Below are 25,219 nucleotides of genomic sequence, written 5' to 3'. Positions count from 1 at the left end.
TGAGTAGGTGTCGCATGAACGATACATTTCGCAAGCACACAGTTCAGTTGCAATTTTATGCCACCGCGCCATACCCCTGCAGTTATTTAGAAGCGCAAGAGGCGCGCTCGCAAGTGGCCGTGCCATCAGAGTTAATTTCATCAGGTGCCTATAGTCAATTGGTGCTCCAAGGCTTTCGTCGCAGCGGCGCTTTTGTGTATCGCCCGTGGTGTGATCATTGTCAGGCCTGTGTTGCGGTCCGTTTACCGGTGGCTGTGTTTGAACCAAATCGCACACAGCGGCGAACTTTAAAACGCAATGAATCGCTCAAAATTCGGATTATGGAATTGGAATATCGTGATGAGCACTTTGAGCTGTATCAGCGCTATCAGCAGTCTCGGCATAGCGGCGGTGGTATGGATCAAGATGGTCGTGAGCAATATGAAGGTTTTATTCTAAAAAGTCAGGTTGCCAGTTTTTTGGCCGAATTCAGTGAAAATGGCATCGTGCGGATGGTGAGTTTAATCGATCAACTCGACGATGGAATTTCCTCGGTATACACCTTTTTTGATCCTGATTTTGCGGCGCGCAGTTTTGGTGTTTTTAACGTGCTGTGGCAAGTTGGGCTCGCCAAGCAATTGGGCTTGCAGTATGTCTATTTAGGCTACTGGATTAAGAATTGCCGCAAGATGGAATACAAAACGCAATATCAGCCCATTGAAGGTTTATTGAATGGTAAATGGCAAATGCTTAAAGGTATGTAGTTGAAGTCATTATTTTGCAATGCTTTTTGAGATATACCTCGATTAAATTGAACTAAATTCTGGAAAGCAAATCCATTTAAATTCCATTCTTCAAGCAAAGAGTTTTTCATGCGCACGATGACCTTGGCCGAAATTGAACAAATCCGTACTGAATGCCGTGAGCTGGTCGCCAAGCGAGCGATGGCATCGGGCGCATTGGCGGTGGTGCCAATTCCTGGCTTGGATGTTGCTGCCGATGTGGCCATCATGAAGCAAATGATTGAAATGATTAATGAGAAGTTTGCTTTGACACCCAGCAGCATTCAGCAACTCGACCCGAAAATTAAACAGCGTATCTTTGTAATTGCGACTTCATTGGGTAGTACGCTGGTTGGCAAGTACATGACTAAAGAGTTGTTGGTGCTGGCATTCAAGCGCGTTGGCGTGCGGATGGCGAGTAAGCAAGCAGCCAAATTTGTGCCCTTGTTGGGTTCTGCGATTGCTGCTGGTATTAGCTATGGCGCGATGCGGATGTTGGGCAATGCGCATATCGAAGATTGTTATCAAGTCTTGAAAGCGATGCAGACTGATGGTCGTACCTTTGAGCATGAAACTGCGGCCACTGATACGCAGTAAGTGCATTCAATGGGATAATGCCGTATCTGTTTTTAAGGTCGCGGCATGTCAAACACTCCTAATACCATTCAAAATCTGATTATTCATCAACTGCACAAAGAGCCCAACGGCCCCGCGCGTGTAGCGCTGAGCACCGCTGAAATGCCGATCAATAGCGCAGCGCAGCGCTTAGTCGATCATCTGTGCCAGCTCTATGGCACGCGCAATGGCAAAGGTTTTGGCAAATTTGAAGAAAATGAGCAAGAATATCCAATGCCGGCCTTGGTGCGCCGTTATCTCGATGACGCTAATTTTCTGAGTTTTTCCCAACAATTAATGGCGCAATTACAAGTGCGCGCCGAGCAAGAGCCCGAAGCCAATGGCGGCTATGTGTTGATCGCGCGCGTGCAAAATGCGGCGATGGATTTTGTGTTTGTTGCTTTGGTCAGCGAAATCATTGGCACTACGGTCAATGGCGACCTGCACGTCGAAGATAGTATTCATCTGGATATGGATCATTTGCGCGTCGCTGGGCGGATTGATTTGGGCGTGTGGCAAGCGGGCGGTGAGCGCTATGTGAGCTTTTTGCGTGGGCGCGGTGATGTAGCGGCTTACTTTAAATTATTTCTCGGCTGCAACGATATGGTCACGCCGCTCAAAGAAACACAAAAGCTGGTTAAAGGTTTGGAGCAATTTGTTGAGCAACAAGCATTGAGCGCACCAGAGCGCGATGAAGTGTTTCAGCGTGCGCACAGTTTGCTCGATGAAATGGGCAACGAGCAAGGCGAGGTCAATCTCGCTGAAGTTGCTGGCCAAATCTTCCCCGACGCACCGCAAGTTTTGCAAGACGTGTTGCAGCACGAAGATTTAGGCTTGGTCGATGGCTTTGTCCCTGATCGCCGTGCGATCAAACCCTTGATGCGCTTTAAAGCCGCGGCACCAGAATGGAAACTCGAATTTGATCGCGCCAGCCTGCGTTCCGGTGCCGTGATTTACGACAAACACACCGATACGCTGGTGTTGTCGAATATTCCTGATAAGCTCAAAAAAGCATTGTTAGAGCAATAGTATTGATTTTAATGGGTATATTGTTATTGCCATTTTTAATACTGGCTTTTGTGTATATACCCAAGCAAAGCGCTGGCAGCAACACAGGCGACTAGGTCGCCTTTGTTGTTTTTGCAGAACAAACGTTCTAAATGGGCTTGCGAAGCCGGTGCGGCTCTTGTATTGTGAACGCACGTTCTATAAAGAGATGCCGCCATGACTATTCGCTTTCGTTTATCAGATCAAGCCTTTTTACAGCAACAAACGCTCAAAGTGCCAATGAGCTTAATCGAACAATTGGTACAGCCAACTTGGCGGGGCGCTGGCGTATTGTTATCCGCACGTCGCCTTCAGCAACTACCCGCTCAATTGCAAGCTATAGCACGTCCTTTCATCGGTTTATCTATCGTCGCAAACGGTGCAGGCCTGATTACGCAAATCACAGTCATGCAGCATCGCTTAAGTGTTGCTGAGCAGGATATCCAGTTTGGGCTTGGGCACGGCGAGAAGCGCGTAGCCTACGTCACAGAAACGGCCCCAGCATACTCATTAACTGTCGCTTCTTAATGCAATTGCGCTAACATCATTGCTTCAGATAGAGCCAAGCCTTTGAGCTGAGCCGATGGAGGAGCGTTCAATGTTAACAAAATTAAGTAAGCTGGTGCTGGCATTTAGTGGTTTAGTAGTATCGACTTGTGTTTGGAGTTCAGGCTCGCACCATGCCCATGATCCGATGGGGGAGCCAGCTAAAACCACGACGCGTACGATTTCGATCCGTATGAGTGACACAATGCGATACACGCCAAATGTAATTCAGATTAAGCGGGGAGAAGCGGTTACTTTAGCGTTTAAAAATGAGGGTCAGCTTAAGCATGAAGCGGTACTGGGCCAGCTGGATGAATTAAAAAAACATGCTGAGCTGATGAAAATGCATCCAGACATGGAGCATGATGACCCTAAATCGATTAGCGCCAAAGCTGGTGAAACGGCATTGATGAAGTGGAAATTTACCAAAGCTGGGACGTTCTATATCGCTTGCTTAAAACCCGGGCATTTTGAAGCCGGCATGCGGGCGCAGATCGTTGTAAAATAAAATCTCAATCATTCTTCTGGGTATAAGCCTCAATGCCATTAATTATAATTGATTGATGGTGATACCTAGAAGATTGTCTTCGTTTACTCAACGGCTTCCATTTAGGGAAAGATGGCGCGTTGACGGTGTCGCCTGTTACACTCTTGCCTATCTATTTCCACTGTTTCTAAGGGTTTTCAATGGCACAGTATGTGATGTCTATGCTCCGCGTGAGCAAAATTGTTCCGCCAAAACGTCAGATTATTAAAGACATTTCTTTGTCTTTCTTCCCTGGCGCAAAAATTGGCTTACTGGGTTTAAACGGCTCAGGTAAATCCACCGTACTGAAAATCATGGCGGGCGTGGAAAAAGAATTTGAAGGTGAAGTTCAACACCTGCCCAACATTAAAATCGGTTATTTGCCACAAGAGCCAGAGTTGACTGCAACAAACACGGTACGCCAAGAAGTGGAAAGCGGCTTGGGTGAGGTATTTGAAGCGCAAGCCAAGCTTGAAGCTGTCTATGCCGCTTATGCGGAAGAGGGCGCAGATTTTGATGCTTTGGCCGAAGAGCAAGCTCGCCTAGAGGCGATTATTTCTGCTGGTTCTGGCGACAACCTTGAACTGCAATTAGAAATCGCTGCCGATGCGCTGCGTTTACCTGAATGGGATGCCATCATTGGCAACTTATCTGGCGGTGAAAAACGCCGTGTTGCTTTGTGCAAATTATTGTTATCCAAGCCAGATATGCTGTTGCTCGACGAGCCAACCAACCACTTGGATGCTGAATCAGTGGAGTGGTTGGAGCAGTTCTTGGTGCGCTTCCCTGGCACCGTAGTTGCGGTAACGCACGATCGATATTTCCTTGATAACGCTGCCGAATGGATTTTAGAGCTGGATCGTGGTCATGGCATTCCTTGGGAAGGCAATTATTCAACTTGGTTGCAAAAGAAAGAAGAGCGCTTAAAAGTGGAAGAGGCGCAAGAGTCGGCTCGCCAAAAAGCACTGAATAAAGAGTTGGAGTGGGTGCGTCAAAATCCAAAAGGCCGTCAGGCGAAATCGAAGGCACGTATCGCGCGTTTTGAAGAGCTAAGCAGCTTTGAGCATCAAAAACGTAATGAAACTCAAGAGATCTTTATTCCGGTTGCTGAGCGTTTGGGCGATAAAGTGATTGAGTTTAAAAACGTGACGAAAGCATTTGGCGATCGCTTATTGATTGATGATTTGAGCTTTAATGTGCCTGCTGGGGCGATTGTTGGGATTATTGGTCCGAACGGTGCCGGTAAATCGACCTTATTTAAAATGATTGCCGGTAAAGAGGCACCCGATAGTGGTACTGTTGAAATTGGTCAAACGGTGCAAATGGCCTTTGTAGAGCAAAGCCGCGAAGGTTTGGAAAACGATAAAACCGTCTTCCAAGACGTTTCGAATGGCCATGATGTGATTAATGTGGGTAAATTTGAAATGAGCAGCCGCGCCTATCTGGGGCGCTTCAATTTTAAAGGTGCTGATCAAGCGAAAATCGTTGGCAACTTATCAGGCGGTGAGCGTGGGCGTTTGCATTTGGCAAAAACCCTGCTGAAAGGTGGCAACGTATTGCTGCTCGACGAGCCATCGAATGACTTAGACGTAGAAACCTTGCGCGCCTTAGAAGACGCATTGCTCGAGTTTGCGGGTACTGTGTTTGTTATTTCCCACGATCGCTGGTTCCTTGACCGTATTGCTACACATATTCTGGCTGCTGAAGGCAATTCACAATGGACATTCTTTGACGGCAATTATCAAGAGTATGAAGCAGATAAGAAAAAACGCTTGGGTGAAGAGGGAGCGAAGCCAAAACGGATTCGTTACAAACCGATTTCTCGTTAAGTTTGTTCTCGTTCAGGATAACGCCCGCTTTTGCGGGCGTTTTTTGTGAGTAGCTGGTGCGCAAACCGAAGTCGAAAGTTAGTTGCCAGTAAAACGCACTCAAGCAAGGATCGATAAGTGCAGGCGCGATATTGAGTGCCAGTAATTTACTCAAGCTCTGCGTGATAGTTGGGTGTTTCCAATCAGCTTAAAAAAGCTAGGTCGAGAGCTTGTCGAATTAAATATCAGAAGCGAGAGCTGGAAAAGTTGTAGAAATAACGAGACCGTCAATAGTGGCGGTTTTTTGATGTATGTCTTGTAGCTACTACTAGCAGGCAACATATTTGTGTAAATGCAATTCTGAATGCAAAACCATTTTTAGAGGCGGAAAACAAAAAGGGCTACAAGCTTGGAACTTGCAACCCCTTGATTTTATTGGCGCACCCGACAGGAATCGAACCTGTGACCCTCAGTTTCGGAAACTGATACTCTATCCAACTGAGCTACGGGTGCATTTGACTAGGTGTGCGATGATAGCCGCTTATGACTCACTCGTCTAGTCAGTCTGTGAATTGTGTTTTGTTGTTGCGTTGTTGTCGGTATAATTGCCAAGGATAAGGGCTGTTTGTGGCTCATTTTAATAATACGCATAATTTCAAAAGGGATGACAGCATGGGCGGTTCCAGCGCATCGGCGTTTAAAAGCGCAATCGGCATTATTCTGACAGCATTGATTGGTGTGCCTTTATTTGCATATCTGGCGATTAAGTTGGCGACTTCAGGTATGTCGACAGATTTAACGAGTTCGACAATGACGAAAGAAGCTGTGGCAGCTCGTCTACAGCCGGTTGGTGTGGTTAAAATAGTCGAAGGTGGCCCTCCTGGTTCTAAATCTGGGAAAGTGGTTTACGAGTCGGTTTGTATTTCCTGTCATGGCGCAGGGCTTGCTGGCGCACCGAAGTTTGCAGATGCTGGTGCTTGGGCTGGTCGTATTGGACAAGGTTTTGATACTTTGGTGAAACATGCCTTGGGTGGCTTTAATGCGATGCCAGCAAAAGGTGGCGCTGCTGATTTAACGGATGATGAAGTAAAACGCGCGGTTGCTTATATGGGTAACGCTGCGGGTGCGAAATTTGAAGAGCCTAAAGTGGCTGGTGCAGCAGGTGGTGCAATTGATCCAGCGGTGAAGGGTAAAGAAATTTATGCAAGTGTCTGCATGGCCTGTCACGATTCAGGTGCTGCTGGCGCGCCTAAATTTGGTGATAAAGCGGCTTGGGCTCCACGCTTGAAAGATGGTGTTGATAATGCGATTGCAATTGCGATTAAAGGCATCAACGCAATGCCACCTAAAGGCGGCTACAGCGGTTCGGATGAAGAATTCAAAGCTGCCGCACTTTATATGATTAACGCTTCAAAATAGAAAGCGATTATTTAGAAAAAGCCACATCATCGGATGTGGCTTTTTCTATGCGGGCGTTAAGTTGAGTGTCTTATTCGGTTGTTACGGTTTTGCTGATATTTCTCGGGGTATCAATCGTGTTGCCACGATGGATTGCAGTGTAATACGCCAGCAGCTGCAATGCGACGACGTACAATATTGGATTCAGATGCGGTAGTTTGGCTGGCATTCGAATGGCGTTAAAACCTGCTATTTGCGGTAGTGCGATATCGCTGAGTACGAAAATTTCTCCGTGTTTATTCCGAACATCATGCAAATTGGCTAGCAGTTGATCTGCCAACAAATCCCAGGGCAAACATGCAATCACAGGTAAATTATTACCAACTAGCGCTAGTGTGCCGTGTTTTAGTTCGCCGCTAGGGCAGGCTTCTGCGTGTAAATAGGCAACTTCTTTTAGTTTGAGCGCGCCTTCTTGTGCGATTGGGTAATAACTTTGTCTGGCCGTGACTAATAAGTTCGGTTTTTTGCTTAGATAAAGTCCCCATTCTTTGAGTTTAGGTGTTAGCGCCAGAGTAGCCGCAATCGCAGATGGTAGTTTGCACAGTTCGGCTTCTAGCGGTGAGGGTAAGTCGATCTGTCTTGCTCTGGCGAGGGTATGGGCTAGTAAAAATAAGCACACTAATTGTGCTGTAAATGTTTTTGTCGAAGTGGCACCAAACTCTTCGCCGGCACGCAGTTGAAATTGCAAATCAGCTTGACGCATCAAGGCACTATTGGCTTGATTGCTGATCGCGAGCGTGACTTGTGCGCCTCTTTGTTTGGCGTGCTGCAGTGAGGCTACGGTGTCGACCGTCTCACCAGATTGGGAGATCACCACCACAAGTGTATTGGGGGTAATCGTTCGATCTTGGTAACGAAATTCACTGGCTAATTCGACTTGGCTAGGTAATCGAGCAATTGATTCTAGCCAAAAGCGAGCTGTTTGCGCGGCGTGATGACTAGAGCCACTTGCAATCAGTAAAGTGTTGTCAATATGGCTGAATAGCTCGGGGGTGTTGAGCCAATTTTCTAGCCGATTTTCTTGTGCATGATGAATAAAGTCAGCGGCATTGCTGGCTTGGGCATGAATTTCTCGCGCCATAAAATGCGGTAACTGACCAGCATGATGCGCTGGAGTTGGGTCGCGATGAGCGATTGTGCCGTTGGTATCAAACAGGTAAATTTTATTCTCGGTGAGTTCTGCAACATCGCCATTGTGTAGCTGAGTAATCAGCGCTGCGCGTTCTTGGAGCAGATTGGGGTCTGACGAGAAAACGCTTGTTCCCGCGCCGTGAGCAACAAACAATGCGCGCCCGACTGTTGTGCAATAAATTGCATCGGGTTTTTCAGTGCTAAACACGCTGAGTGAATAATAACCAACGAGTGTTTTGCAAACCAGTTGAATCGCGCGCAATAAATCGTGGTGCTGCTGCCAGTGCCAATCAATTAAGCAGGCGATTTGGTGCTCAAGTTGTTTCTCATATTTACTGTATTCGGGCTGGGTGATTCGCTCGGATATTTGCTCAATATTTTCAATAACGCCTGAAAGGATAATGCACAGGTGATCTTTATATAGATAAGGGGCTGCTGCGGTAGCGCCAAATTCACTACTGCGTAGCATGGCGAGATTACATTCCGGCGTGTCAGTCGCATCAGGAATGATTTTCCCTTGCCATCGTTTGCAATTTTGCTCGCTGCTAAACGCCATTGCCAGATCATGCTGTTGCAGTGGGTTGCGCTGCAGTGCCCGCATCAGTTGCGGGCCAAGATTGTGATTTGAAATCCCGCCGAGCAAAGTGTCCATGAGTATTTTATCGATAGCGTGATTGATAAGTCATCCTAGACCGCTCTAGGGTGCGCTTAAAGGTCGCTGCTGTTTTTTTGTTGTTGATGCAACACCTTAAGTGCGATTTGTGTGGCCGCATCAACGTCAAATTTACGTGCAAATAATTCGGGTCGCTTACCCAGCGCAGCGATTTCATCGGGAGCAAAGGTTTTTGGTGACCACGCGCCTGCGCTCCATTCCAAATAGCGCATCGCTGTGGGTTTGAGTTGTGGCGCTAAATCGGTATGCATCAATACGGTCTGAAAAAACATTTCGTCAGGAACTAGGGTGCGCTTAAAAAAATCAATCACATGGGGATGACGCTCTAGCCAGTCGATGAGCGTGGTGCAGGCTTGTTCGCTGAGCATCCACCATTGTGAACCAGCATAAATCGCCGTTAAAGGGGTAGGTAGCGAGCGCTTGATGCCAATCGCATTGCCCCAGCGTTGAATTTTCTGTAGCGCTTTACCACTGGCCTTACCATTTAGAGACTCGAAATGCCAGGCTCGGTAGCGATAGGCGACATCAAATTCGGCCGCGGATTTGATGTCAATTAAGCCTAGTGATTGTTCTGTGCTTAAAAAATGGCCGATGTATTCATTACTGTGAATTGGATAATCTTGCCCTGATAGCAATACCCCCCAATCAAATCCATCGCGCAGTGCGGTTTGTATCAGCCTTAAGCTGGCCGCCACCAAAGAAAAACCGCCCCAGCGACACGGTTGCCGAGTAATAAAAGTGCTTTTACTGTTGGTATTGTGGATTGCATTCTGTATCGCGGCAAATGTTTCGTCTGACGTATTGGCATCGATATGAATATAAAAATGCGCGTTGGGCGTACTGAGTTGGGTGACAAGCCGCGCTAACTGCTCAGCTTGAGCGTGCGCAAGAATAAAATAAGCGATGCGTAGCATGATGGGCCAAAAGAAGGCGTTTAAAGGTAGCGCTATTCTAACAGTCAGCCCAATTGCCACGTAGTTTAGATAGTCAAGACAACAGAATTGCTGCTCTCGAGGGTGTGGCAAGGTACAATAGCTTCCTTTTTATCCCCTACTGCTGGCTTGACGGCTTGGCAGTGGGTCGTTATCGTTCCACGACTTTATATTTTAGGCTCAGGATAATGGCGAAAGCAGCAAAATCAGTGGCGTTGCCAGAGAATTTCGAACAAGGCTTGGCCGAGTTAGAGGGCTTGATTGCACAAATGGAAAGCGGCAATCAGCCACTGGAAGCGAGTTTGCTCGCTTTTCAGCGCGGTACTGAGTTGCTACGCTTCTGTGAAGGTAAATTGTCGGCTGCCGAGCAGCAAGTTCGTGTATTGGAAGCGGGTGAATTGCAAGCTTTACCGAGCGCTGGAGCCGCGTAATGTCAATTGAAAACAGTAATTTCAAAGCTTGGATGAGTGAAGTCCAAGCGCAAATGGAAACCACGCTGTCTAGCGTACTGCCTTCGAGCACGCATTTGCCAGAGCGTTTACACGACGCCATGCGATATAGCGTGTTGGACGGTGGTAAGCGAGTGCGGCCTTTGCTCGCTTTTGCTGCTGGCGCTGTGGTTGATGCGCCGATTGAGCGATTGCAATATGCAGGCTGTGCGGTGGAATTAATTCATGCGTATTCGCTGGTGCACGATGATATGCCAGCGATGGATAATGATGTATTGCGTCGTGGCAAACCCACGGTGCATGTCGCCTACGGTGAAGCCACTGCCTTGCTCGCAGGGGACGCTTTGCAAACCGCCGCTTTTGAAGTGTTGTCGAATCGCATTTTGGCGGATCACGCACAAGATCAATTGCAAATGATTCGGATTTTGGCGAATGCCTCGGGTAGCTTGGGTATGTGCGGCGGTCAGGGTATTGATTTGTATAGTGTTGGACAAGAACTAACGCTGCCGCAGTTGGAAATGATGCATATCTTAAAAACGGGTGCGCTGATTCGCGCCTCGGTTTTATTGGGCTCGTACTGTGGTACGCAGCTGGCCGCAGAGCAGCGCGAAGCGCTCGATCATTACGCCAAATGCATTGGCCTCGCGTTTCAAGTGGTGGATGATATCCTCGATTGCGAAGCCGATTCGGCAACACTCGGTAAAACTGCGGGCAAAGATGCGGCCAATAATAAGCCGACCTATGTGGCGTTGCTGGGCATGAAAGGCGCCAAAGAAAAAGCCGCTGAACTTAAAGCATCAGCGTTGGCTTCGCTCGCACCGTTTGGTGAAAAAGCAAATATGCTTAATGCCCTTGCTGGGTATATTGTTGATAGAAAATATTAATAAGGCTTGTAGGGATATACCCATGCAAGGCAAGGTAGACATGAAATACCCATTGCTTGATACCATCCAATTTCCTGCTGATTTACGCCAAATTGAGCGTAAAGATTTGCCTGCGGTTGCGCAGCAATTACGCAGTTATTTACTCGATTCTGTTAGCCAAACCGGTGGCCACTTCGCGTCGAACTTAGGCGCGGTCGAGCTGACTGTTGCGCTGCATTATGTGTTTGATACGCCGCATGATCGCTTGGTATGGGATGTGGGGCATCAAAGCTATCCGCACAAAATTCTGACTGGTCGTAAAGATCGGATGGGCACGATGCGGCAAAAAGGCGGCTTGGCGGGGTTTCCTAAGCGGGAAGAATCAGAATACGACACCTTTGGCGTCGGCCACTCTTCGACGTCGATTGGCGCTGCGCTGGGCATGGCCGAAGCGGCGCTGATCAAGGGCGAGGCGCGCAAGGCAATTGCAGTGATTGGTGATGGCTCGATGACGGCAGGGCAGGCGATTGAAGCCTTGTTTAATGCGGGGCATCGCGATGACATCGATTTATTGGTGATTTTGAACGACAACGAAATGTCGATTTCGCCGAATGTTGGCGCGTTTAATAATTACCTCGCCAAACTCTTGTCGGGTAAGTTTTACAACGGCATCCGCAATGCATCGGGCAAAGTGCTCGATGCGGTGCCGCCACTGAAAGAGTTGGCGAAAAAAGGCGAAGAAAGCGTCAAAGGCTTTTTAACGCCGGGTACGCTGTTTGAAGAAATTGGCTTTAACTATATCGGCCCCATCGATGGGCACGATATGGAAACCTTGGTGGCGACTTTATCGAATATTAAAGAGCTCAAAGGCCCGCAGTTTTTGCATGTGGTCACCAAAAAAGGCAATGGGTATAAGCTCGCAGTCGCCGATCCTGTTAAGTATCATGCAGTTACCCCCTTTAATCAAGAGGCGGGAGTCTGCGGTACTAAAGGTGGTAAACCGAGTTTTACGCAAGTTTTTGGTGAGTGGCTCTGTGATATGGCTGCGCGTGACGAAAAACTCGTCGGCATTACACCGGCGATGCGCGAAGGCTCAGGCATGGTACGGTTTCATGCCGAATATCCAAACCGCTATTTTGACGTGGGCATCGCCGAGCAGCATGCGGTGACGTTTGCTGGTGGCCTGGCCTGCGAGGGTTTAAAACCCGTCGTTGCGATTTATTCGACCTTCTTGCAGCGCGCGTATGACCAATTGGTGCACGATGTGGCGTTGCAAAATCTGGATGTGACCTTTGCGATTGATCGCGCCGGTTTGGTCGGTGCCGATGGTCCAACACATGCCGGCAGCTTTGATCTCTCGTTTATGCGCTGCATTCCCAATTTGGCGATTTTGGCGCCGGGCGACGAAAACGAATGTCGTCAAATGCTCTACACCGCCTACCAATACAATGGCCCCGCCGCCGTGCGTTATCCACGCGGCTGTGGTTTGGGTGCGGTGGTACAAAGTGAAATGAGCTTGTTACCTTGGGGTAAAGGTGAAATTCGTCGCCAAGGTGACTCATATAATGGTAAGAAAGTTGCCATCTTAGCCTTCGGCACCGTGCTAGAGCCTGCTTTAGCTGCGGCTGAAAACTGTCATGCGACGGTGGCGAATATGCGCTTCATTAAGCCGCTGGATACTGAGCTAGTGCGGCAATTGGCTGCGACGCACGATTTGCTGGTGACGGTGGAGGACAACGCGATCATGGGCGGCGCAGGTAGCGCAGTGCTGGAAGCGTTGATGCTGGCGGATGTGATGAAACCGGTCTTGCAATTGGGCTTGCCTGATAGCTACGTTGAGCATGGCGAACAAAAGCAAATCTTGGCCGACTGTGGACTGGATGCAGCGGGGATTATGGCGAGTATTCAGGCCAAGCTTGCGTTGTTATAGTGCGCATTTCTGTTTTAAGGAATAAGCCCTGCGATGCAGGGCTTTTTTATTGTTTAAGCAAAGTGGTAATGCTTGCGCAGATTCTGCGTGATGTGCCATGTGCAACTCATGCCTGCTGGAAATATCGCTAAATCACCTGCAGTAATCGTTACCGGTTCGCCGCCGTCGGGCGTTACAGTGACTTCGCCTGCGATCAGAAAACACGTTTCGCTTGAATCATAGGTCCAGGCAAAGGTGGAAGTGTTTTTTTCCCAGATTGGCCAGTAGGTAATTTTGAGTTCGGCTTGGCGGGCGGTGGAAATTTGGCGTTCGACATGAATTTGCTGCATGGTACTTTCCCAATCAATTGAAGATCTACATTTTACGCCCGCCGTTTATCGCGGCTGTGAAAAATCCACTTGGCAAAACTGATTAATTTTATGATAATGAGAATAGTTGCTAATAAGGTTCTCATTATGATTGTTTGTGTTTGTAATAATGTCAGCGATAAAGCCATCCGCAAAGCCGTCGAGCAGTCCGGCGTACGCACCTATATTCAATTGCAGCGTGTAACGAGTGCGGGTACTTGCTGCGGTAAGTGCGGTAGTTGCGCTAAACAAGTACTAAATGAATCTGTAGAGCAATACGAGGCCGCCATGCTGGCTGATTTGCAGGATGTGGCCTTCGCTTAAATACTGAATCGCTACCTTAAGAATTAAACAAAACCGAGCCTTTGCGCTCGGTTTTTTCTTATCCACTGCGTGCTTTGTCGTTTTCCCCATTCGCTTTGCTTAAGTCTGTGAGCGAGCTGTGAGTAAGTAAGCTAGCACTTTGTTTCAATTCAATAAAATGTCCATGATTAAGTTTTAGGCAAGCGCAAGCACTAATTCACACGCAAAATGGATAGCCGTGTGAGTAGGCTGTGGATAGCTCATTTAAACTGCTGTTTTGATATGCTTTTTGTGGCTTGATTAAAATATAGGCGATGAACGGTCGATTTTGTCTTGAAATCTGCAATTGAATGCTCTAGGGCTGTGCTTGGGATAACAACTTCCTTTATCCCAGAAAAAATCAGTTTTGATGTGAGTTGCTTGTGGGTAAACGAATCAAGCTGCTGATTTATATCATTATTTATTAATTGACTGTTTTTTGGGCAGGCTTGTGCGGTATAATCGTCGCCTTTCCTGTTTTCAGTATGCGATACACCATGACCTTAAAAGCCCCTGAACTCTTATTGCCTGCGGGTACACTCGAAAAAATGAGCGCCGCTTATGATTTTGGCGCCGATGCCGTTTACGCCGGTCAACCGCGTTACAGCCTGCGCGCGCGCAATAATGAGTTCAAGCTAGAGCAAATTGGTCAAGGGATCGAAGAAGCCCATGCGCGTGGCAAGAAGTTCTTTGTCGCCAGCAATATCTTGCCGCACAACGCCAAAGTGAAAACCTATCTGGCCGATATGGAGCCAGTGATTGCGATGAAGCCGGACGCGCTGATTATGGCTGACCCTGGCCTGATTATGATGGTGCGTGAAAAATGGCCAGAGCAAGTGATTCACTTGTCGGTGCAGGCTAATACGGTGAATTACGCCGGCGTTAAATTCTGGAAATCATTGGGATTAGAGCGGGTGATTTTGTCGCGCGAATTGTCGCTCGATGAAATCGAAGAAATTCGTCAATTGTGTCCAGATATGGAGCTCGAAGTCTTCGTGCACGGCGCGCTGTGTATTGCGTACTCTGGGCGTTGCCTATTGTCGGGGTATTTCAATCACCGCGACCCAAATCAAGGTACCTGCACCAATGCCTGCCGTTGGGATTACAAAACACACGATACCGTCGAAGATGACGCGGGCGATGTGCAGCAAAAAGCGCAAGTGATTCAATTTGACTTTAATAAAGCGATGAATGAAGCCAATCAAGCTTTTTCAGCTTGCGGAGGTCAAGAGCGCCATCCATTAGCCGACAAAACCTATTTGATCGAAGAAGCCAATCGCCCGGGCGAGTTAATGCCGATTATCGAAGACGAGCACGGCACTTATATCATGAACAGTAAAGACCTGCGCGCGGTACAGCACATCGAGCGTTTGGTCAAAATGGGCGTGGATTCGCTGAAAATCGAAGGCCGTACTAAATCGTTGTACTACGTGGCGCGTACCGCACAAGTCTATCGCCAAGCGATTGACGATGCCGTTGCCGGCCGTCCTTTCAATCCAGCCTTGCTTGCTGATTTGGATGGCTTGGCTAATCGCGGTTATACCGACGGTTTCTACCAACGCCACACCACGCACGAAGCGCAAAACTACCTCGATGGTCATTCGAAAGCCAAACGCAGTCAATACGTCGGCGAAGTGCTCAATATTCAAGACGGCTGGGCTGAAATTGACGTGAAAAACAAATTTTCAGTCGGCGATTCGTTGGAAATCATCCATCCAAGTGGCAATATCATTGTGAAGTTGGAGCAAATTCGCGGAAAAAATGGTGCGCCAGTTGATGCCGCATTGGGCAGCGGCGCAAAAGCCGCCATCCCGCTCGATGCGAAATACGAAAATGCTTTGCTAGCGCGTTTGTTTTAATTTGTTGTGATTTTGATTGCTAAAAAGCCGCTGAGAAGCGGCTTTTTTATCAGGCTTGTTTTAAGTTCAGCTCTCGACCCACTACAGACACTCTGTCGTAGGCGCAATGAGTGGCAGGTAACATGGTTAAGCTGTCGTTCGCAATCAGAAGCGGACTATTGCTTATTGCAAAAACCATCGTTTGTGTAGATATATAGCAGCCAACAAGGTTAGTTTAGGTGGTGCGATAGCACATCGGAATACGCATAAATTCTTTTAGGCTGACCAGTGACTTTTGCAACCACTTATGGATTATTTTATTTCCGTTGAATCGCGATTGCTTGCCTTTCGATGCCAAAACTCTGCTCGCTCTTTATCTATGGGTACGCCCAGCCCAATTACATAGAGCATGCTGAGCATAACTTGAGCTTCAACGTCACCTTGCTCTGCTGATTTGATAAACCAATTAGCAGCGTTGGTATCATTTGGTGATGCGCCACGCCCTTTCATATACATAGTACCAAGTTTAAATTGCGCTTTTGCATGCCCTTGTTCAGCTGCTTTTCGATACCATATCATTGCCTGAGTATCATTCTGAGCAAGCACTTCGCCTGTATCATATAAAGTAGCTAGATTGAATTGTGCAACTGGATTGCCTTGCTCAGCCTCTTTGATGTATGGCAGCTCTTGCTTGGAAGATGTGCTAGCCAAGGAGCTAGCTATTTCTTTGAGTTTGAGCGAAGCCTCATTACCTCCTTGAGTAACCGCTTTGCTATGCAAGCTCTTAGCTTGAGTAAAATTCTGCGGCACCCCGTGCCCTTCTTTATACAAATCGCTAAGTTTAGATTGAGCTTCAAGACAACTAGCAGCAACGCAACTTGTGCCAGCGGCTTTTCGGTACCAAGCAATAGCTTGCTCGAGGTTTTTTTCTACTCCCCGCCCATTCATATACATATCAGCCAAAATTAACTGAACCCTGCTCGAATCCATCCGAGTAGCAACTTGCTGATACCAGTATGCCGCTTGAACTTCGTCTTTAGTTACGCCTTTACCCTTCATATACTTGTCGGCCAGCATAAGTTGTGCGGAGCTATTATTTTGGGTCGCCGATTTTTTTAGCCAATATATGGCCAAAGTATCATCTTTCGGCACTCCGCGACCAAGCATATACATGGCTCCAATCTTTGCTTGAGCTTCATCATCACCTTGTTCTGCGGCTTTACGAAACCAATATTCTGCTTGAGCATTCTCATCAGGCAAATCGCCCCTTGTATATATAATGCCTAGCTGATTTTGCGCTTCAATATAATTTTGCATGGCCGCTTTTTTATACCAATGAACGGCTTGCACTAAATCGTCTGGCTCCTTCAATTTTTCTGGGGATAACATGGCGTTTGCCCACTTAGAGTGGTAGCTACTACCTAGTTTAAATTGCCCCTCTGCATCCCCTTGTTCAGCGGCCTTTCGATACCAAAACATGGCTTTAACTTGATTACTAGGTACCTCTGAGTCATTCTCATAAATCAGACCTAGCTTCACTTGTGCTGCGGCATTACCTTGCTCAGCAGCTTTCTGATACCAAGCTAGAGCTTGCCCGTCGTCACTTCGGATGCCTTCTGCGCGGCGAGGCCCATCACCCAGCGTGTATAAGTCTCCCATCTCTATTTGCGCGGTAATGCTGCCTTGCTCGGCAATTTGACGATACCAAGTCACAACTTGTTTTTTGTCTTGTGCATTACCTACAAATGCATAAGGTATTTTTTTTAGTTGAATGAGTGCGGGCACATGGCCTTTATCGGCGGCCTTACGGTACCAAATCGCTGCATAGCGTTCATCTTGTGGCACGCCGTGGCCGAGTCTGTAAAGTTCAGCAAGCCTAAATTGAGCTTCAATATCTTCGTTGTCAGCTGCTTTGCGATACCAACTGGCTGCAAGCGCTGCATTCTCGATTACCCCTTTGCCATCTTCATGCATCAAACCAAGATAACGTTGCGCTACTGGGTTGCCAGTTCTCGCGAACTTCTTAAACTCAACAAGTGCCTGTTCATAGTTTTTGTTGTTGTATGCAGTGATAACATCAGCCATCTGAGCGGCATTTGCCGAAAATATGGATAAGGACAAAGTAGAAATAAAAATGAATTTATTTATTTTCACAATTGAACACCAAAGCTGATTTGGTCGGATTTTGACGAGGAGCTGGCGCTCGCGACAAAATTTGAGTGCCTGCAATTGGAGTCATTGCAGATGCTCATTTACCTCAAAATTATTGAGTGTCAGAGTCTGTTGTTGGCCGAACTCAGTCACTGTAAGATCTATAACAAAGTACACAAGCTTACTGGATAAGTTTAGTCGCGCAAATAGAGCTTGCGCCTGTTGGCTGAATTTACAACTCACAAAAATGAGTTAGCGTTACCATTTGACTTGCCCGTTTTCAAAAAATCTTTATCCCTCAGTCGCTTATCCTGCTCTAGCTCAGGTAAAATCCGCTCCCACAATAAAAAATCCGGTCCGCCCTTTACGCGGGCGACCACTTGGAGAATTCATGTCAAATCAAACCGAAGGCGCGATTGTTGTTGCTGCGCTGTACCAATTTGTTACGCTCGATGATTACGTTGCATTGCGCGAACCATTGCTGCAAACCATGCTCGATTTAGAAGTGCGCGGCACCTTGTTGCTGGCAAACGAAGGGATTAATGGCACGGTGGCGGGAACGCGGGCAGGGATTGATGGCTTGCTGGCGTGGTTGCGCTCTGATCCGCGCTTGGTGAATGTGGATCACAAAGAATCCTATTGCGACGAGCAGCCGTTTTTGCGCACCAAAGTCAAACTGAAAAAAGAAATCGTCACTTTGGGCGTGCCCGGCGTTGATCCGAATAAAAAAGTTGGCACCTACATCGAGCCCAAAGACTGGAATGCGATTATTTCCGATCCCGAAGTATTAGTCATCGACACACGGAATGATTATGAAGTGGCGATTGGTACGTTTGAGCGCGCGATTGATCCGCAGACCGAAACGTTCCGCGAGTTTCCTGACTACGTAAAAGCGCATTTCGACCCCGCAGTTCACAAAAAAGTGGCGATGTTTTGCACTGGCGGCATTCGCTGCGAGAAAGCATCGAGCTATATGCTCGGTGAAGGGTTTGAAGAGGTCTACCACTTGAAAGGTGGGATTTTGAAATACCTGGAAGAAGTGCCGCAGGAAGAGACGCTATGGAAGGGTGATTGCTTTGTGTTCGATAATCGCGTCACGGTGCGTCACGATTTAAGCGAAGGTGATTATGAGTTATGTCATGCTTGCCGCCAGCCTGTTTCCGCCGAGGAGCGCCAATCGCCGCAGTATGTGGCCGGTATTAGCTGCCCGCATTGCTATGACAATTTAAGCGAAAAAACGCGTCAAGGCGCGATAGAGCGCCAAAAACAAATCGAGTTGGCAAAAAAGCGCAAACAGCCTAGCCCTTTGGGGCGCAAGTTGGGTAAGTCAGAAAAGTAAACTCGTCACAAAATCCAAAAAAAGCCCAAAGTTACTTTGGGCTTTTTTGTGGTGGGTATATGACTATAGTCCATTTCAATTAATGCTTGGGATAGTATACCTAGATGGTTGTGTTGAAAGTGTCACATTGTCCAGCATCGCCGCTGTCCATGCCGCGTTTAAACCATTTCATCCTTTGTTCTGATGTGCCGTGCGTGAACGAGTCGGGCATCACGCTGTGGCCTGCGTTTCTTTGCAGGGTGTCGTCGCCAATCGCGTTGGCGGCGGTGAGTGCCTCTTCTAGGTCGCCCGCCTCTAGTAGCCCTTTTTTCGCGGCGTAATGCCCCCACACGCCGGCATAACAATCGGCTTGTAGCTCCAAACGCACCGACAAAGCATTGCCTTTGGCTTTGGAGAGTTGCTGTTGTTTTTGATGAACTTGGCTGGAAATGCCAGTGAGGTTTTGGATGTGGTGGCCGACTTCATGGGCAATCACATAAGCTTGCGCAAAGTCACCGGGCGCGCCGAGTTTTTTGTGCATTTCATCAAAAAACCCTAAATCGAGATAGACTTTGCTGTCGGCTGGGCAATAAAAAGGACCAACGGCCGAGGTGGCATTGCCGCAGGCGGTGTCGACGCGATTGCGAAACAGCACCATTTTTGGCTCTTGATAGCTTTGACCCGATTGCTGAAAAATAGCATGCCAGGTGTCTTGGGTGTCGGTCAGTGTTTTAACCGCTTGCGATTTGACTTGATCATTGTCGGTGGCGGTATTGACTGGCCCTGCTTGCTGAGTCGGTGCGCCATTATTTGATGATTGCATCACCATGCCGAGTATTTCGACTGGGTTTTTACCCATTAATAGGCCAATAACGACGACGATGGCGATGCCTGCCAGACTGAGTTTGCCGCCACGTCCGCCTGAACCGCCACTAGCGCGGCGGTCTTCGACGTTACTGTTGTCCTCCGACATTTTGTCCCAACGCATGTTTAGCTCCTGAATTTATTTTGGCGAGAGTGCGTGTAGTAGCTCATTTTCTAATTGATTGATGACTTTGTCATCATTGAGCACCCGCCCAGAAATTAAGAAATTATCCTCAGCACGCTCGCCCAAGGTCATGATTTTGGCTGATTGAATTTCAATACGATTGGCCGCTAAGATGCGGGCAATCGTTGATAACAAGCCGGGGCGATCGCCAGCGACAACCGATAAGACATGGTATTTGCCTTTTTCATCGGCGCGAATTTGCACATGCGTTTTGACAGGGAAGTGCTTTTGCTGCCGAGAAAGCCGCCCGCTTGGCGCGGCTTGAATCGGTATTTTTTTATTGATGCGCTCGCCCAACTCAAACTCAACGTAATTAATCAGATCACGGTAGGACGTATGCAGACTATCAGGGATATAGACGTAAAAGGTATCCAGTGCATAACCGTGGTTGGTGGTATGAATTTGTGCATCAAAAATGGAGTAACCCGCGCGCTCAAAAAAACTGCAGATTTGTACGAATAAATCAGTTTGGTCTGGGCCGTACACCAATACTTGCAGCCCTTCGCCGGATTCGGAAATTTTAGCGCGAACGAGGGTTTCTTCGGCGTGAGTGCGACCGAACAGCATCCGAGTATGCCAAGCAATATCGCGAGCGTCATGCCTGAGGAAATACACACCGTCTAATAGTTTCCAAAAGGCTTCGTGTGCGTCACTGCGTAGGCCATATAGGCGCAGCAAGCGTAGCGCCTCAGTTTGGCGTTCGCTCAGCCATGAATGATTCGCTTCTCGATTTAAAAAGCGTTGGGTTGCTTTAAACAGATCTTCGAGCAACTTGGCTTTCCATGCATTCCATACTTTGGGGCTAGTGCCACGAATATCGGCTACGGTGAGTAAGTACAAGGCATTGAGGCGGCGCTGCGTGCCGACTAACGCTGCAAATTCGGTGATGACCTCAGGGTCATACACGTCTTGCTTTTGGGCGATGGATGACATCGTTAAATGGTGGCGCACCAGCCAGACAATGAGGTCGGCGTCTTCACTCGGTAAGGGGTGTTGAGCGCACCAAGTGCGGGTGATGTCTTCGCCAATTTGCGAATGATCGCCGCCGCGTCCCTTGCCGATGTCGTGAAACAGCGCCGCTAAATACAGCACTTCAGGATGCTCAAATTCTTCGATCAGCTTTGAGCAGAGTGGATATTCATGCGTAAATGCGGGTACGGCAAAGCGGCGCATATTACGCAGTACCATCAGGATGTGTTCATCGACGGTGTAAACATGGAATAAATCATGCTGCATGCGGCCGACAATATCGCCAAATTCTGGAATATAGCGGCCGAGTACGCCGTATTGATTCATGCGGCGCAAAATGCGCGTCAGGCCACGTGGCTCGCGAAAGAGTGCGATAAAAAGCTGCCGATTGTGTGGATTTTCTAGGAATGTGTCATCAATCAATTCGCGAGCGTGCCACAGCGCGCGCAAGGTCTCTGGCGCAATATCGCTGGCTTCAAGGCGTTGCTCAAGGTGCAAAAACAGCGCCAAAATCGCCGATGGATTTTTATGAAATAGCTGCGGATCATTGATGGCTAAATGACCATCACGAATATAAAAATCCGCGTTAATTGGCGTGGTATTGCTTAAATATGAGTAAATCCGCTGGCGCAGTGCATGCAGCAAGATGGGTACGAGCTGCGTAATGATGCGCGCAGCGAGATAATATTCCGCCATCAGCGCTTCACTGGCGCGCTGTGAAATCCGACCCGCAGTCGAGATGTCGTCAAAGCCAAAATCTTTGGCGAGTACATGTTGGTAATCAAATAAAATTCGGTCTTCGCGACGTTTGGCGCGCCAATGCAGTGCGATGCGATAAGTACGCAGTACGCGTTCCGCTTCGCGAAGTTTACGATTTTCTTCAAATGTCAGCATGCCCAGTGCCGCGAGCGAATGCCAATCACGACCGAGTCTTTGGCTGGCAGCAATCCAGCCGATTAGATGTAAATCCCGCAGGCCTCCCGGCGCTTCTTTGATATTCGGTTCCAGTTTGTAGGTTGCGTTTTTAAAACGACCATAGCGCGCTTGTTGTTCAATCAGCTTGGCTTCAAAAAACGCTTTCGGATCGATGTGGCGATGCACGGTGTCCATAAAGACCGTAAAGCGCTCTTTGTCACCAGTGAGTACGCGGGTTTCGAGTAGGGCGGTTTGGACGGTAATGTCCTTTTCGGCTTCAGCCAAGCAGTCGGTGGTCGTGCGGACTGAGTGGCCAACTTCAATGCCAATATCCCAGAGCTCGCCGACTAAGACTTCGAGCTTTTCCAGTAGTGCAGGGCTAGGTTGATCGGGTAATAAAATCAGTAAGTCAATGTCGGAGTAAGGGTATAGCTCACCACGCCCGTAACCGCCTACAGCACAGAGTAATACATCATTGCTAAATTCATGGCGGCTCCAGAGTTCGACCAATGTTTTATCGGTTAAATGAGCCAAGGCATTCAATAATGGCGCTGCCTTTGCTGGCACAGAAAAGCGTTCTTGGATCGCCTTTTTCGCCGTGGCGTAGGATTCACGAATAGCACTAACCGAGCGCATGACAAACTCCGGAGGCAAGGGCAAGAAAACGCCCTCAAATGAGGGCGTAGGGTAAAGATTAAGCGAGTAGGTATTTCTCTGGGCGCGGCGGAGTGCCTGCCGAAACGGTCAATACCTCGTAACCTGTTTCGGTGACAAGAATCGTGTGTTCCCATTGCGCTGACAGGCTGCGGTCTTTGGTGACGATGGTCCAGCCGTCGTTCATTTGTTTGATTTCACGTTTGCCGGCATTAATCATCGGCTCGATGGTGAAAATCATGCCCGGTTTGAGCTCAACGCCAGTGCCCGCCTTGCCGTAATGCAGTACTTGTGGCTCTTCGTGAAACACTGCGCCGATGCCGTGGCCGCAAAATTCACGAACTACAGAGTAGCCCGCTTTTTCAGCGTATTTTTGGATCGCGGCGCCGATATCACCCAAACGTGCGCCCGGCTTCACTTGATCGATGCCAATCCACATGCAATCAAAGGTGACTTGTGAGAGGCGTTTGGCGTGGGTGGCCACATTGTCGCCGACCAAAAACATCCGGCTGTTGTCGCCGTGGTAGCCGTCTTTGATGACAGTGATGTCCAAATTCACCACGTCGCCATTTTTAAGTGGTTTGTCATTCGGAATCCCGTGACAAATCACATTGTTGACTGAGGTGCAAATTGATTTTGGGTAGGGTATATAGCCAGGAGGGCAGTAATTTAATGGTGCTGGAATAGTACCCTGCACGTTTACCATGTAGTCATGACATAGGCGGTCGATTTCTTCGGTGGTCACACCGGGTTTGATAAATGGCGTGATGTAGTCGAGCACTTCGCTGCCGAGGCGGCCAGCCACGCGCATTTTTTCAATTTCTTCGGCCGTTTTAATTTTGATCGTCATACAAACCTTAAATGCAATAGAGGGGCAAACGCCCGCTCAATGATGTTGATTTTTCTCAAGTATATCATTGCATGGGCTGACTAGTCCGTTCTTGCGGCGGTGGTGTATTTGCGAATAAAAAAAGCTCAGCACTTGGCTGAGCTTTCTGATTGTGTTTTTTGCTGCAATTAACGTTTGTGATGCTCGGGCAAAACGATGTTCAGTTCTAATACTTCGAAATCATCTTTGCGTTCTAATTGAACTTTGATGTCATCAGGATTGATGGCGACGTACTTTGAAATCACTTCGAGCAGTTCACGTTGCAGTTGGGGTAAGTAGTCCGGTGCCGTGTTTTGGCCTGCGCGCTCGTGCGCCAAAATGATTTGCAAGCGTTCACGCGCGACATTGGCGGTTTTTTTCTTTTCGCCAAAAAAATAACTCAAAATCGACATGCTTAACCTCCAAACAACCGTTTCCAGAACGGTGTCTTAGGTACTTCAATAAAACGCATTGGTTTTTCTTCGCCTAAGAAACGCGCAACGACGTCTTTATACGCCTCGGAAACATCGGAGCCCGTGTTATGAATAGCGGGCGTACCTGCATTAGAGGCCTGCAAGACGGCTTCTGATTCAGGAATAATCCCAATCAATGAAATACGCAGCAAGTGCTGTACGTCATCGAGCGAGAGCATTTCACCTGATTCAACACGCGCAGGGCTGTAGCGGGTAATTAGCAAATGCGTTTTGACTGAGCCACCGTCTTCGGCGCGTTTAGATTTGGCGTCTAAAATGCCGATGATGCGGTCAGAATCGCGCACGGATGAGACTTCGGGATTGGTGACGACAATCGCTTCGTCAGCAAAGTAAAGTGCCAAGAATGCACCCGTTTCAATGCCGGCTGGGCTGTCGCAGATGATGTAATCAAAGCCATCGTGCTCAAGTTCTTTGAGGACTTTCTCGACACCTTCTTTTGAAAGGGCATCTTTGTCGCGCGTTTGTGATGCGGGCAAGACAAATAGATTGTCGCAGTTTTTGTCTTTGATCAGCGCTTGGCGCAATGTGGCTTCGCCTTGGATGACATTCACAAAGTCATATACCACGCGGCGCTCGCAACCCATGATTAAGTCAAGATTGCGTAGGCCCACGTCAAAGTCGATCACTGCGGTTTTGAATCCGCGTAAGGCCAAGCCCGAAGCAAAGCTGGCGCTGGTGGTCGTTTTGCCAACGCCGCCTTTACCTGATGTTACTACTACGATTTTTGCCACAGAGTTCCCCTGGGATAAGATGAATTAGTTTGGGTTTAATTGATTTGGTTCAGTGCTTCGATCACGAGTTTTTCTTGATCGAGATAAATCTGGCTTGGCTTACCGGCAATCGATGCAGGTAAGTCTTCATCAAGCGAGCGATACACGCCGGCAATAGAGACCAATTCCGCTTCCATGCAGGTGGTGAAAATACGCGCTTTGGTGTCGCCTCGCGCACCCGCGAGCGCACGACCACGGAGCGGCGCGTAAACATGGATATTGCCGTCAGCAATCACTTCTGCACCGTGCGATACCAAAGCGAGGACGATTAAATCGCTGCCTTTGGCATACACTTGCTGCCCAGTACGTACAGGGCGGTCGATAATCATCGCGCTTGGCGCGGCGATTGTTTCAACTATGGGGGCTGTTGCTGGTGTAATACCGCTATCGAGTAATACGACTAAGCCAGCTTCTTTGGCTGCGACTTGCTGATCAGTATTGCCGCCTTGTGCAACAACGGGGTAAAGCTGAAATTGGCGGAGCAGATTGACGAGCGCAACGATTTCAATCGCCGATGGAATGCTGTTGAGCTGGCTAAAATCAATCGCGATTTGCTCATCAGACAGAAAATGTTCGCCATCACCTAGCTGTTGCTGTAGCGCTAGGATGAGTTTTTCGGGCTCGAGCGTATTAGGAACAAAAGCCGTGAGTTTGGTTGTCGTGCTTTTGAACTCAAAGGCAGTTGTCGATTCATCAGGATAGGCAAAGCTGGTCATAGATTACAGGTGTCACAACAGCGAAAGAACGCAGTTTACCGTTTCACAGC

General features: G+C 48.2%; 23 protein-coding genes and 1 tRNA gene. 13 read left to right on the top strand and 11 right to left on the bottom strand.

The features are described from left to right. Positions 1-14 precede the first annotated feature (14 nt). The 6 genes from GM173_RS05500 (at position 15) to ettA (ending at position 5,324) form a co-directional block, all read left to right on the top strand. Positions 15-743 carry an arginyltransferase gene (locus tag GM173_RS05500; protein WP_203570296.1) on the top strand — a complete coding sequence of 243 codons (729 nt, stop codon included), beginning with the start codon at positions 15-17 and terminating at the stop codon, positions 741-743. Positions 744-851: 108 nt separating this feature from the next. After that, positions 852-1,358: a DUF697 domain-containing protein gene (locus tag GM173_RS05495; protein ID WP_203570295.1), complete on the top strand. Its 507-nt coding sequence runs from the start codon at positions 852-854 to the stop codon at positions 1,356-1,358. Between the two features lie 45 nt (positions 1,359-1,403). Beyond that, a complete protein-coding gene (locus GM173_RS05490; protein ID WP_203570294.1) occupies positions 1,404-2,405 on the top strand; it encodes a nucleoid-associated protein in 1,002 nt (333 codons plus the stop codon). Positions 2,406-2,600: 195 nt separating this feature from the next. Further along, positions 2,601-2,951 (top strand): hypothetical protein, encoded by a 351-nt coding sequence (locus tag GM173_RS05485; protein WP_203570293.1) that lies wholly within the window; start codon positions 2,601-2,603, stop codon positions 2,949-2,951. Positions 2,952-3,021: 70 nt separating this feature from the next. Next, entirely contained in the window at positions 3,022-3,477 is a 456-nt protein-coding gene (locus GM173_RS05480) for a cupredoxin domain-containing protein (protein ID WP_203570292.1), read from the top strand. 179 nt (positions 3,478-3,656) lie between these two features. Then, complete coding sequence (gene ettA, locus GM173_RS05475) at positions 3,657-5,324, top strand: energy-dependent translational throttle protein EttA (protein ID WP_203570291.1); 1,668 nt, start codon at positions 3,657-3,659, stop codon at positions 5,322-5,324. A gap of 415 nt (positions 5,325-5,739) precedes the next feature. Here ettA and GM173_RS05470 read toward each other — a convergent pair. Continuing rightward, positions 5,740-5,816, bottom strand: a tRNA-Arg gene (locus tag GM173_RS05470). 159 nt (positions 5,817-5,975) lie between these two features. On the opposite strand from GM173_RS05470, the gene GM173_RS05465 reads away from it, so the two are divergent. Continuing rightward, positions 5,976-6,722, top strand: coding sequence for a c-type cytochrome (locus GM173_RS05465; protein WP_203570290.1), 747 nt, complete (start codon positions 5,976-5,978; stop codon positions 6,720-6,722). A gap of 70 nt (positions 6,723-6,792) precedes the next feature. Here GM173_RS05465 and GM173_RS05460 read toward each other — a convergent pair whose 3' ends face one another. Together GM173_RS05460 and GM173_RS05455 are read right to left on the bottom strand one after the other, a co-directional pair. Then, positions 6,793-8,544 (bottom strand): isomerizing glutamine--fructose-6-phosphate transaminase, encoded by a 1,752-nt coding sequence (locus GM173_RS05460; protein ID WP_203570289.1) that lies wholly within the window; start codon positions 8,542-8,544, stop codon positions 6,793-6,795. A 56-nt stretch (positions 8,545-8,600) separates the two neighbouring features. Beyond that, positions 8,601-9,479 carry a beta-1,6-N-acetylglucosaminyltransferase gene (locus GM173_RS05455; RefSeq protein ID WP_203570288.1) on the bottom strand — a complete coding sequence of 293 codons (879 nt, stop codon included), beginning with the start codon at positions 9,477-9,479 and terminating at the stop codon, positions 8,601-8,603. A 206-nt stretch (positions 9,480-9,685) separates the two neighbouring features. Between GM173_RS05455 and GM173_RS05450 the strand changes: the two genes are divergently transcribed. The 3 genes from GM173_RS05450 to dxs are packed head-to-tail and all read left to right on the top strand — an operon-like array spanning position 9,686 to position 12,739. Continuing rightward, entirely contained in the window at positions 9,686-9,928 is a 243-nt protein-coding gene (locus GM173_RS05450) for an exodeoxyribonuclease VII small subunit (RefSeq protein ID WP_203570287.1), read from the top strand. After that, complete coding sequence (locus GM173_RS05445) at positions 9,928-10,830, top strand: polyprenyl synthetase family protein (RefSeq protein WP_203570286.1); 903 nt, start codon at positions 9,928-9,930, stop codon at positions 10,828-10,830. Before GM173_RS05450 ends, GM173_RS05445 begins: the two co-directional genes overlap by 1 nt. 40 nt (positions 10,831-10,870) lie before the next feature. Continuing rightward, positions 10,871-12,739, top strand: a complete 1,869-nt coding sequence (gene dxs, locus GM173_RS05440; protein ID WP_203570285.1) for a 1-deoxy-D-xylulose-5-phosphate synthase — start codon at positions 10,871-10,873, stop codon at positions 12,737-12,739. A gap of 53 nt (positions 12,740-12,792) precedes the next feature. Here dxs and GM173_RS05435 read toward each other — a convergent pair whose 3' ends face one another. Then, positions 12,793-13,068 (bottom strand): cupin domain-containing protein, encoded by a 276-nt coding sequence (locus tag GM173_RS05435; RefSeq protein ID WP_203570284.1) that lies wholly within the window; start codon positions 13,066-13,068, stop codon positions 12,793-12,795. A 126-nt stretch (positions 13,069-13,194) separates the two neighbouring features. Here GM173_RS05435 and GM173_RS05430 point away from each other — a divergent pair, with 126 nt between their 5' ends. Both GM173_RS05430 and trhP read left to right on the top strand, forming a co-directional pair. Further along, complete coding sequence (locus GM173_RS05430) at positions 13,195-13,410, top strand: (2Fe-2S)-binding protein (RefSeq protein WP_203570283.1); 216 nt, start codon at positions 13,195-13,197, stop codon at positions 13,408-13,410. A 515-nt stretch (positions 13,411-13,925) separates the two neighbouring features. Next, positions 13,926-15,287, top strand: a complete 1,362-nt coding sequence (gene trhP / locus GM173_RS05425; protein WP_203570282.1) for a prephenate-dependent tRNA uridine(34) hydroxylase TrhP — start codon at positions 13,926-13,928, stop codon at positions 15,285-15,287. A 291-nt stretch (positions 15,288-15,578) separates the two neighbouring features. Here the strand turns inward: trhP and GM173_RS05420 are convergent, their stop codons facing one another. After that, positions 15,579-17,420 carry an SEL1-like repeat protein gene (locus GM173_RS05420; protein WP_203570281.1) on the bottom strand — a complete coding sequence of 614 codons (1,842 nt, stop codon included), beginning with the start codon at positions 17,418-17,420 and terminating at the stop codon, positions 15,579-15,581. A gap of 388 nt (positions 17,421-17,808) precedes the next feature. Between GM173_RS05420 and trhO the strand changes: the two genes are divergently transcribed. Continuing rightward, a complete protein-coding gene (gene trhO, locus GM173_RS05415; RefSeq protein WP_203570280.1) occupies positions 17,809-18,756 on the top strand; it encodes an oxygen-dependent tRNA uridine(34) hydroxylase TrhO in 948 nt (315 codons plus the stop codon). Between the two features lie 100 nt (positions 18,757-18,856). Here the strand turns inward: trhO and ypfJ are convergent, their stop codons facing one another. The 6 genes from ypfJ to minC all read right to left on the bottom strand — a co-directional run bounded on the left by ypfJ (position 18,857) and on the right by minC (position 25,169). Continuing rightward, the gene (ypfJ, locus tag GM173_RS05410) at positions 18,857-19,723 is read right to left on the bottom strand and encodes a KPN_02809 family neutral zinc metallopeptidase (RefSeq protein WP_203570279.1); all 867 of its coding nucleotides are present in this window, start codon (positions 19,721-19,723) and stop codon (positions 18,857-18,859) included. 15 nt (positions 19,724-19,738) lie between these two features. Further along, positions 19,739-22,303 carry a [protein-PII] uridylyltransferase gene (locus GM173_RS05405; RefSeq protein WP_203570278.1) on the bottom strand — a complete coding sequence of 855 codons (2,565 nt, stop codon included), beginning with the start codon at positions 22,301-22,303 and terminating at the stop codon, positions 19,739-19,741. Between the two features lie 58 nt (positions 22,304-22,361). After that, positions 22,362-23,171 carry a type I methionyl aminopeptidase gene (gene map / locus GM173_RS05400; protein WP_203570277.1) on the bottom strand — a complete coding sequence of 270 codons (810 nt, stop codon included), beginning with the start codon at positions 23,169-23,171 and terminating at the stop codon, positions 22,362-22,364. A 167-nt stretch (positions 23,172-23,338) separates the two neighbouring features. Beyond that, the gene (gene minE / locus GM173_RS05395) at positions 23,339-23,602 is read right to left on the bottom strand and encodes a cell division topological specificity factor MinE (protein ID WP_203570276.1); all 264 of its coding nucleotides are present in this window, start codon (positions 23,600-23,602) and stop codon (positions 23,339-23,341) included. Between the two features lie 2 nt (positions 23,603-23,604). Continuing rightward, entirely contained in the window at positions 23,605-24,414 is an 810-nt protein-coding gene (gene minD, locus GM173_RS05390; protein WP_203570275.1) for a septum site-determining protein MinD, read from the bottom strand. A 35-nt stretch (positions 24,415-24,449) separates the two neighbouring features. Beyond that, the gene (gene minC, locus GM173_RS05385) at positions 24,450-25,169 is read right to left on the bottom strand and encodes a septum site-determining protein MinC (protein ID WP_203570274.1); all 720 of its coding nucleotides are present in this window, start codon (positions 25,167-25,169) and stop codon (positions 24,450-24,452) included. Positions 25,170-25,219 lie beyond the last annotated feature (50 nt).

Source organism: Deefgea chitinilytica (genome assembly GCF_016881405.1).
Classification (GTDB): domain Bacteria; phylum Pseudomonadota; class Gammaproteobacteria; order Burkholderiales; family Chitinibacteraceae; genus Deefgea; species Deefgea chitinilytica.
The sequence above is the reverse complement of the archived record's forward strand: the minus strand, read 5'-3'. Positions and strand labels throughout refer to the sequence as shown.

What these genes read in the sequence shown, in the direction of transcription:
- trhP (WP_203570282.1), top strand. Translation starts at nt 13,926, where the DNA reads ATGACCTTAAAAGCCCCTGAACTCTTATTGCCTGCGGGTACACTCGAA.
- GM173_RS05500 (WP_203570296.1), top strand. Translation starts at nt 15, where the DNA reads ATGAACGATACATTTCGCAAGCACACAGTTCAGTTGCAATTTTATGCC.
- GM173_RS05450 (WP_203570287.1), top strand. Translation starts at nt 9,686, where the DNA reads ATGGCGAAAGCAGCAAAATCAGTGGCGTTGCCAGAGAATTTCGAACAA.
- GM173_RS05485 (WP_203570293.1), top strand. Translation starts at nt 2,601, where the DNA reads ATGACTATTCGCTTTCGTTTATCAGATCAAGCCTTTTTACAGCAACAA.
- GM173_RS05445 (WP_203570286.1), top strand. Translation starts at nt 9,928, where the DNA reads ATGTCAATTGAAAACAGTAATTTCAAAGCTTGGATGAGTGAAGTCCAA.
- minE (WP_203570276.1), bottom strand. Translation starts at nt 23,602, where the DNA reads ATGTCGATTTTGAGTTATTTTTTTGGCGAAAAGAAAAAAACCGCCAAT.
- GM173_RS05480 (WP_203570292.1), top strand. Translation starts at nt 3,022, where the DNA reads ATGTTAACAAAATTAAGTAAGCTGGTGCTGGCATTTAGTGGTTTAGTA.
- dxs (WP_203570285.1), top strand. Translation starts at nt 10,871, where the DNA reads ATGAAATACCCATTGCTTGATACCATCCAATTTCCTGCTGATTTACGC.
- ypfJ (WP_203570279.1), bottom strand. Translation starts at nt 19,723, where the DNA reads ATGCGTTGGGACAAAATGTCGGAGGACAACAGTAACGTCGAAGACCGC.
- GM173_RS05460 (WP_203570289.1), bottom strand. Translation starts at nt 8,544, where the DNA reads ATGGACACTTTGCTCGGCGGGATTTCAAATCACAATCTTGGCCCGCAA.
- GM173_RS05455 (WP_203570288.1), bottom strand. Translation starts at nt 9,479, where the DNA reads ATGCTACGCATCGCTTATTTTATTCTTGCGCACGCTCAAGCTGAGCAG.
- ettA (WP_203570291.1), top strand. Translation starts at nt 3,657, where the DNA reads ATGGCACAGTATGTGATGTCTATGCTCCGCGTGAGCAAAATTGTTCCG.
- GM173_RS05495 (WP_203570295.1), top strand. Translation starts at nt 852, where the DNA reads ATGCGCACGATGACCTTGGCCGAAATTGAACAAATCCGTACTGAATGC.
- GM173_RS05435 (WP_203570284.1), bottom strand. Translation starts at nt 13,068, where the DNA reads ATGCAGCAAATTCATGTCGAACGCCAAATTTCCACCGCCCGCCAAGCC.
- GM173_RS05465 (WP_203570290.1), top strand. Translation starts at nt 5,976, where the DNA reads ATGGGCGGTTCCAGCGCATCGGCGTTTAAAAGCGCAATCGGCATTATT.
- trhO (WP_203570280.1), top strand. Translation starts at nt 17,809, where the DNA reads ATGTCAAATCAAACCGAAGGCGCGATTGTTGTTGCTGCGCTGTACCAA.
- GM173_RS05490 (WP_203570294.1), top strand. Translation starts at nt 1,404, where the DNA reads ATGTCAAACACTCCTAATACCATTCAAAATCTGATTATTCATCAACTG.
- GM173_RS05405 (WP_203570278.1), bottom strand. Translation starts at nt 22,303, where the DNA reads ATGCGCTCGGTTAGTGCTATTCGTGAATCCTACGCCACGGCGAAAAAG.
- minC (WP_203570274.1), bottom strand. Translation starts at nt 25,169, where the DNA reads ATGACCAGCTTTGCCTATCCTGATGAATCGACAACTGCCTTTGAGTTC.
- GM173_RS05430 (WP_203570283.1), top strand. Translation starts at nt 13,195, where the DNA reads ATGATTGTTTGTGTTTGTAATAATGTCAGCGATAAAGCCATCCGCAAA.
- map (WP_203570277.1), bottom strand. Translation starts at nt 23,171, where the DNA reads ATGACGATCAAAATTAAAACGGCCGAAGAAATTGAAAAAATGCGCGTG.